This window comes from Mycobacterium sp. (genome assembly GCF_036273375.1).
GTDB lineage: Bacteria > Actinomycetota > Actinomycetes > Mycobacteriales > Mycobacteriaceae > Mycobacterium.
Genome location: NZ_DASUHS010000263.1, coordinates 1 through 6,426 on the forward strand (window position 1 = coordinate 1; position 6,426 = coordinate 6,426).

The 6,426-nt window shown below is 65.4% G+C and carries 8 protein-coding genes and 1 pseudogene; 5 read left to right on the forward strand and 4 right to left on the reverse strand.

Annotated features, from left to right (window positions below; genetic code table 11):
* A partial coding sequence (locus VFW69_RS23260; protein ID WP_526505051.1) for an NAD(P)-binding protein occupies positions 1-487 on the reverse strand: 487 nt, incomplete at its 3' end.
* 111 nt (positions 488-598) lie between these two features.
* On the opposite strand from VFW69_RS23260, the gene VFW69_RS23265 reads away from it, so the two are divergent.
* On the forward strand, positions 599-1,198 hold the full coding sequence (locus VFW69_RS23265; protein WP_526505053.1) for a TetR/AcrR family transcriptional regulator: 600 nt from the start codon (positions 599-601) through the stop codon (positions 1,196-1,198).
* Between the two features lie 82 nt (positions 1,199-1,280).
* Here VFW69_RS23265 and VFW69_RS23270 read toward each other — a convergent pair whose 3' ends face one another.
* Genes VFW69_RS23270 through VFW69_RS23280 form a run of 3 tightly spaced genes read right to left on the reverse strand, consistent with a single transcriptional unit; the run spans position 1,281 to position 4,154 of the window.
* Positions 1,281-1,994, reverse strand: coding sequence for a hypothetical protein (locus VFW69_RS23270; protein ID WP_526505055.1), 714 nt, complete (start codon positions 1,992-1,994; stop codon positions 1,281-1,283).
* A 15-nt stretch (positions 1,995-2,009) separates the two neighbouring features.
* The gene (locus tag VFW69_RS23275) at positions 2,010-3,455 is read right to left on the reverse strand and encodes a class I adenylate-forming enzyme family protein (RefSeq protein ID WP_526505057.1); all 1,446 of its coding nucleotides are present in this window, start codon (positions 3,453-3,455) and stop codon (positions 2,010-2,012) included.
* A gap of 9 nt (positions 3,456-3,464) precedes the next feature.
* Positions 3,465-4,154, reverse strand: coding sequence for a hypothetical protein (locus VFW69_RS23280; protein ID WP_526505065.1), 690 nt, complete (start codon positions 4,152-4,154; stop codon positions 3,465-3,467).
* A gap of 116 nt (positions 4,155-4,270) precedes the next feature.
* On the opposite strand from VFW69_RS23280, the gene VFW69_RS23285 reads away from it, so the two are divergent.
* From VFW69_RS23285 to VFW69_RS23300, 4 genes and pseudogenes are all read left to right on the forward strand, one after another.
* Positions 4,271-4,753 (forward strand): carboxymuconolactone decarboxylase family protein, encoded by a 483-nt coding sequence (locus VFW69_RS23285; protein WP_526505059.1) that lies wholly within the window; start codon positions 4,271-4,273, stop codon positions 4,751-4,753.
* A gap of 22 nt (positions 4,754-4,775) precedes the next feature.
* Positions 4,776-5,416: pseudogene (locus VFW69_RS23290) on the forward strand (nitroreductase family protein).
* The gene (locus VFW69_RS23295) at positions 5,416-5,910 is read left to right on the forward strand and encodes an SRPBCC family protein (RefSeq protein ID WP_526505061.1); all 495 of its coding nucleotides are present in this window, start codon (positions 5,416-5,418) and stop codon (positions 5,908-5,910) included. The pseudogene VFW69_RS23290 and the gene VFW69_RS23295 overlap by 1 nt, the downstream one beginning before the upstream one ends.
* 67 nt (positions 5,911-5,977) lie before the next feature.
* On the forward strand, positions 5,978-6,426 hold a 449-nt coding region (locus VFW69_RS23300; RefSeq protein WP_526505063.1), incomplete at its 3' end, for an Rv1352/Rv1906c domain-containing protein.

Consider the following 6,426-nt stretch of genomic DNA (forward strand, 5'->3'; position numbering starts at 1 on the left):
GGCGTTCGGCGTCGTTGACTGCGCAGGCATACATCTCGTCGAGACTCTTGGGCGGTCGGCGAACGTCGAAGCGGCCCAGCGCTTTCGCCGGCCCCTGACTCCAGCCGATCAGTTCGGCCATGCCGGTGACCGCCTCCAGCCCGTGTTTCTCGCTCAGATGTGTCATCAGCCGCATCGGGTCGCGGTAGAAGATCATCGGCTCTTCCCCGTGCTCGCCGATGTTGGTTGACATCACGTCGGGCTCCACCGCCGGCAACGTGTCCAGCCCGAGGTCCTTGGTGAGTTGGCTCGCCATCGGAAACTGCACTGAACCGGCGATCTCGTACCGGAAGCCGTCGATCAACTCGACCGTCGCTGCCATGCCACCCGCGTAGGTGTTGGCTTCCAGGCACACGGTGCGCAGGCCCGCGCGTTGCAGGATCGCCGCGGCGGTCAGCCCGTTGTGCCCGGCGCCCACCACGATTGCGTCGTAATCGGTATTGGTCATGGTCTCGGCCCTCATCTCAATCGGGAAACCGCGTGCCAAGAATATGTCAGTACTGACATAATTGGAAGATGTCAGTCTTGACCCGCTCGCTGGGATACGATCACCGCTGATATGACCGCCCCGGGCAACCGTCATGAGCAACGACGACGATCGACGCATGAGGCACTTCGCCAAGCGGCGTTGAAGAGCTTCGCGCACAAGGGGTTTGCGAACGTCACCGTCACCGAGCTGGCCCGCGAGGCCGGCGTCACCGAACGCACCTTCTTCCGGCATTTTCCGACCAAAGAAGCCGTGCTTTTTCAGGACTACGAGACCCAGTTGGAGTGGCTGGCCGAAGCGCTTGCCCAGCGGCCGCCCTCGGAATCGCTGTTCGATGCGGTGCTGGCCAGCGTTGCCGCCTTCCCGCACGACCTCGAAGTGGTGCGCCAGGCTGCGACCGCTCGGGCGGAGCTGATCAGCGCCGAGCGGATTGCCGGTCACCTGCGGGTCGTGCAGTCCTCGTTTGCCCGCGTGCTCACCAATTTCGTCATGGGGCGGAATCCGGGTCTGGCGAACATCGATCTGACCGCCGAGGTCGCCGGTTCTGTGATCGCCGCGGCCCTCGTTGCGGCAGTGGAGAATTGGGGCCGCAGCGGTTGTTCCGGCGACCTCGGCGCAGACGTAACCACGAGTCTGGATCTGGTGCGTTCCGGTCTGGCGTCCCTTGCCTGACGCGAAGTCCGTCCCCCTGCTGACATCGTCGCCGACATGGTCAGCGAAGCGGCCGGCATCCTGAATCAGCGGGACGCTGAGTTCAGTAGAGGGGCGACCAGTCCGAGGTCCGCAACAGTCGGCTTTCCCATTGATCGCGGAACTTCAGAGCTTCGACCATGTAGCTGCCCGGCGCCCGGTGCTCAGGCGGGACCTCCTTGGTGAGCAAATGGACGAGCGCCGCGTAGTCGTTGGAGTCGTCAATCCTCTGCCACAGCATCGCTTCTCGCCGTCGATAGCTACCGTGCGCGACCTGAAAGCAGGCCTGAATCTCAAGGATTCGCATTCGTGCAGGTGCCCGAGACAGCGGCTGATAGTAGATCTCGTCCCAGGAGCGGATGTAGTCGTCGAGCGGCGCGTAGGGCCACCCGGTGTCTTCCATGAACAGGGTCAGAGGGTGAGTGGACCCATCGGTGGGCACGGTCGCCAGGTCCACCGTCTGAAGCGGTGACCACGAGACCGGCAGCAGGATCTTTCCGCTCACTTCGTGGCGCAGGTTGTCCAGCTCGCGCATCCAGGGCCGGAGGTCACCGCTCTGCGCACGTCGGACAAGCCTCTCCCAGGCCGCGCCGTCGACGATTCCGGTGATCGTGACCACGTTGTACGACAGCCCGGACCCGTGGGCGTGGTTGGTGTACCAGAGCAGTCGAGCATCGTCCTGCTCGGCCAATGTCGGCATCCAGCCCTCGCGGTAGGCGGCCTCGAAATCGTCTTGGCGCGCGCCGACCACTTTGTGGGTCTCGTGCAGGAAAAGCATTCAACTCCCTGGTTTTCAGGAATGATTCGCAATCAGCGCGGCGAGCTCGCGGCGGTTGATCTTTCCGGTCGAGTTGTAGGGGATGTCGTCCACGATCGCCAGCCGCTCGGGCAGCTTGAAGTAAGCGATCAACTCGCGACAGTGCGCGCGCAGCTCCTCGACAGTGACTGGGGCGCAGACCACTACCGCAGCCCCCACCCGTTGGCCGAGCTCCTCGTCGGCGATGCCGATAACGGCGACATCGCGCACTGCCGCATGGGAACGCAGCGCTTCCTCGACTTCGGTCGGACCGAACTTCTCTCCCCCGCGGTTGATGGTGTCGCTCAGCCGTCCACTGGGGAAGATGTAGCCGTCGGAATCTTGGCGGGCAAGATCGCCGGTACGCAGCCAGCCCGCGGTGACGTTCTGGGCGGTGCTCACCCACAGCTCGCCGACCGTTCCGATTTCGACATCGCTTCCCGTGTCGGGATCCACGACGCGCACATCAACTCCGGGTAGCGGTCGCCCCACGGAGCCCGCGTGAGCCGGATCGCGGTGATCGTCAGGCATCAGCGTCGTGTATGCGCCGAGGGTCTCGGTCTGACCGAATACGTTGGCGAAAGCCACATGTGGAAGCGCGGTCCTCGCCCTGTGCACCAAACTGACAGGCGCGGCGGCGGCGCCGTAGGCGATGGCGGTCAGCGACGTCAAATCCGTGCGCGCGAAGTCGGGATGGTCGAGGATGCGCTGCAGCATGGTCGGCACCATGAACGTGGTGGTCACGCGGTGCTCTGACACCAGGCGCAGCCAGTCGCCGGCGTCAAATCGCTGCTGTACCACCGAGGTGTTGCCGGAGTACAAACTGCCGAGGATCCCCAGTGCGCCCCCGACATGGAAGAACGGGACGCACATCATCCCCACTGACGGCTTGGCCTGCGCGCGAAATGGTGCCGCCATCCCCTTGATCCGTCTGGTGAGCTGCGAGCCGGTGATGCCGACGGCCTTGGGGAGTCCGGTTGTCCCGCTGGTGAAAAGGATCAAGGCGTCCCGGTCGTCGGCAGCGTCGACGGCTTCGTCGCCGGACCGATCGGTGATCGCGGCGAGGTCAGCGACGGTCAACACCGTGGGGACGCCGGCTTCGCGGAGCCGGTCGGCATACGGCACCCCCGCCACAGCCACCCCGGCGCACCCGGCGTTCTCAAGGAGCCCGCGGATCTCCGGCGGGGTCAACGCGGGGTTCATCAACGCAGCCGCGGCGCCTATGCGCGCCGCCGCGAGCAATGTTGCGATCGCCAACAGACTTCCGCCGTCGAGGACAGCGACACGCTGGCCGGCCCGCACCCCAGCGGCGGCCAGGCCGGCCGCGCACTGGCGGACCGTATGCGCCACATCGCCGTAACTGATGGGTTGCCCATCAATGATCAGCGCAGTCCGGGCGGGATCGCTGGTCGCCGCCGTTTCGAGGATCGTCCCGATGTTCATGCGTGTCATTCAGTACCAGGGCGACCACGCGGAGGTGCGCAATAGCCGGCTGGTCCACTGGTCACGCAGGTCCAGGGCGTCGTGCATCCAGGTTCCCGGGGCGCGGTATTCCTCCGGAATCCGGGTTCGGAGCAGTCCGAGGAGTTGCTCGGGCCGCTGGATGCGCTGCATCAAGACGACCTCGCGGCGAAGGTGGCTACCCAGAGCGGGCTGGAAAGCCGCCTGAATCGCCAGCATTGCGGAGGGCCGTTCGAGGCCCGGGGCGTACACATCGCTGCAGCGGTCGATGTATTCCTCGAACTTGTCTTGGTAGGGCCACATGGTGTCTTCCATGTAGAGGCTCAGTTCGTGTTCCCGCCCGTCGACCGGTACCTCGTGGAACGCCACGTTCTGCAGCGGCGACCACGGGAGTGCTACCAGCAGTTTGGCCTCGACCTCGTGCCGCAGTTCGTCCAGCCCGCGCATCCATGTCTGCAGATCCCCCCGTTGCACCCGGAGCGCAAGGCGCTCCCATGCCGCCCCGTCCTTGACGGCGGTAACGGTGACGACGGTGTAGGACGGGCCACTGCCTTGGGCGTGATCGGCGTACCACAGCAGCCGTGCGTCGTCGCCGGCGGCGAGCACGGGCATCCACTCGTGCCGGAACGCGGCCTCGAAGTCGTCTTCTAAGCGACCGCGCACCTTATGCACCTCGTGCATGAACAGCACGCCGAGACGGTAACCCCAAACCGATTGTCGGGTCTATGCCTGGCCTCGGCGACCAGGATCTGGTTTGCTCAGCTCAGTAGTTCTCTTCACCGGGCAGGAGTTCGCTGATGGCCCGTCTCAACGTGCCGGATGGCCCCGGCGGCGAAGCCGCCATGATCTGGACGCTACGGCCGCAACTCGGTGACATGGTCGAACGCATGATCCGCGGCGCGTACCAGCAGAGTATTTTGCCGGCCGACGAACGTGAGCTGGCCAGGATGCGCATCGCGCAGATCAACGATTGCGTTGCGTGCTCGGACTTCCGCGCCCAATCGGTGCTGGATGCCGGGGTCGCGCCCGAGCTCTACGACAACGTCGCCGCGCATGCCACCTACCCGGGATACACACCGCGCCAACGCCTTTGCATCGAGTACGCCGAACGTTTCGCCACCGACCACGCCTCCCTGAATGACGAGTTCTTTGAACGACTTCGGGTGGAGTTCTCCGATGAGGAGATCCTGGATCTCACGCTGTGCGTAGCGGTCTTCCTTGGCCTGGGGCGCTCGTTGAGCGTGCTGGGCGTCGACCAGTCGTGCGCCATCGACCTCTGATCACCCATCCGGAAAGGAACCCATGGACATCGCCACAGTCGACGAACTTTTGAGCACGACGCGGTCGGTTCGCAAACGCCTCGATTTGAGCCGCCCGGTGGGTCGCGAGGTGATCCTGGAGTGCATCCAGCTGGCGATGCAGGCGCCCACGGCCAGCAACACCAGGACTGGCGGTGGCTGGTGATCACCGATGCGGACAAGCGTGCCGCCATCGCCGAGATCTACCGCAGCATCGGCGCGCAGTACCTGGCGTACGCGGCCGACAACGCGAGCGACGCGCAGACGCAGCGGGTGTACCAGAGCGCGATGAGCTTGACCGAGACGCTGGCCGACGTGCCGGTGCACGTCATTCCCTGCCTCGATCAGCGCATCGACACCGCGGAACCGGGCATCGCCGCGGCGGCCTGGGCATCGATCATCCCGGCCGGCTGGAGCTTTCTGCTGGCGCTGCGCAGCCGCGGCCTGGGATCGGTGTGGACGACGATGCATCTGTTCAAGGAGCAAGAGGTCGCCGAACTGCTCGGCATTCCGCCCAATGTCACGCAGGCCGCGCTGTTCCCCGTCGCCTACACGATCGGCACCGAATTCCGGCCGGCCAAGCGGCCGCCAGCGGAGACCATCACGTTCTGGAACAGTTGGATACCGGCTGATGGAGAGAGCTGATGCAGTCCTACACCGTGCGATTCCACGTCGATGCCCCGCCGCGAAAAGTTTGGCGAGTGCTGCATCCACCGGTGCCGCCGGACGCGCCGCGGCCGCGGGTTCTCGAGTGGCCCACCGGCAGCATGAAAATTCTCAACGAGGGCAACGAGGCCGGTGAGGGTCTGGTCCGCACCTGCGTCTTCCCAGTCCCCAAGTATCTGCTGACCGGCGGCAGGGCGCGCTCGTGGGAGACGGTAACCGAGGCCGAACTGAACAAGCTGTCGCGGTACACCGCGGTCGGTGCCCCGCTGTGGTCACGCGCCGAGGGCTATCACCAGCTCGAAGAGCAGCCCGACGGCACCACCGTGCTGACATTTCACGAGACCTATCACGCCTACAACCCGGTGCTGCGCTTCTTCCTGGAACGCCCCGTCCACGCGAAGATTTCCCGCGACAATCTCGAGACCTACGAGCACGCGCTCAGTTACGCGGGCCGGGTGCGGCGGCTCTTCTAGGCGTTTTTGCCGCGGCCGATTCACAACGATATGAATTAGGTGCTTGACCCCGGTACCCTCGATCTCTATGGGTGGAGTACCGACTGCGGCAAGGTTGCTTGCTGCGAGCCTGATGGTTGCGGGCTGGGCCGCTTCCACGGTGGTTGCCAGCGCCGACCCGGACGAGACGGAGGGACCGGCACCGGGGCCGTCGGCACCGGCCGCTTCCCCGTCCCCGGGGGCCGCGCCCGCGCCGGCAGGGCCGAATACATCCATCGACAAGGACGGCATCTACGCGGTGGGTAGCGAGATCGCGCCGGGCATCTACAGCTCCGGCGGTCCCGCCGGCGACGGCACCTGCTACTGGAAGCGGACCAATTCGGACGGCACCATCATCGACAACGCCATGTCCAAAAAGCCGCAGGTGGTCCAGATCGATCCGGGCGACAAAGCGTTCAAGACTTCCGGCTGCCAGCCCTGGCAGCTGACGCCGGGCGCTGCGTTGCCTGCCACCTCGCCGCCCGCTGGTGTGCAGGG